Source organism: Nocardiopsis oceani (assembly GCF_054777395.1).
Genome location: NZ_BAAHAR010000122.1, coordinates 1 through 987 on the forward strand (window position 1 = coordinate 1; position 987 = coordinate 987).

The window sequence follows — 987 nt, forward strand, 5'->3', positions numbered from 1 at the left end:
GGGTGGGTTCAGGCGTGGTGGGTGCTCAGTGGGTTGGGGCTGTTGGGTGGGGGCTGTTGGGTGGGGGCTGTTGGGTGGGGGCTGTTGGGTGGGGTTTGCCCGTGGGGGTGTTGGTCTCGTGCGGGTGGTTTCCCCGTTTCCTGCCGCCCGATGTTGGCCGTCTCCGCTGCGCGCCTCAAGGTCGTCGCCATCGAGCGCTTCGCGCATCATTGGCGCTCCACCTTGACCCGCTTCGCTGCGACGGCGGGTCGGCGGCTATCAGGAAACGGGGGACGTGTGGTCGGGGTAGCAATGGTCCGGCCTTCGGCCGAACCCCAACAGCACAAGCACGGCCTAGCGGCCGTCAGCGGCCACTCCACCGGAGCGTTGACGGCTGGGGGTGTCGCGGCCGGTCAATCTCTGCTGCGAACCCCTCGGCCTGGGGGCCGATGCCTGCCCCTGCGCCGGAGCGGAACGGTTGGCGGTGTCACGGCCGGTCAATGTGTGCGGCGAACCGCAATGGGCGGCCTTTTTCCCCGATGATCTTGCCCCCAGCTCCACCCTCGACCGTCGAGAGTGGAGACAGAGGCAAGATCAACCCCTATGAGCGACCTGGAATTCCCGGTGCCAATAAACACCACACCAGGTGGCCTGAATCAGGAGACACGAAGAAAGTCAGGGGGCACCCCTGACGAAAGTCATACATTCAGCACAAGCCAGCGATAATACTTCCTTTATTCGACCCTTTCGCTTACAATAGAAGAATGACGATCTCTCCCGAAGCACCCACCCCCACCGGGCACACCCCGGTGGATACCACGGTGGTCGCTGCTCGGGACGAGACCACAGCGTTCTTCGACCGCGACGTGCCCCCGGGAGCAGCGGGTGAAGTGCTGGACCAGGCCACCCGCGTGTGGGAACACCTCGACCAGATCAAAGTCTCCATGGCCGCACGGCTGGCCCAACTCGAAGCCACCGGCCAGCTGCTGGAACAGGGCGGACAGAGGA

General features: G+C 64.8%; 1 pseudogene. It reads left to right on the forward strand.

Features of this window, described 5'->3' with window-relative positions:
• Positions 1–743: 743 nt before the first annotated feature.
• Positions 744–987: pseudogene (locus ACYVDG_RS32650) on the forward strand (HNH endonuclease); the annotation flags it as partial.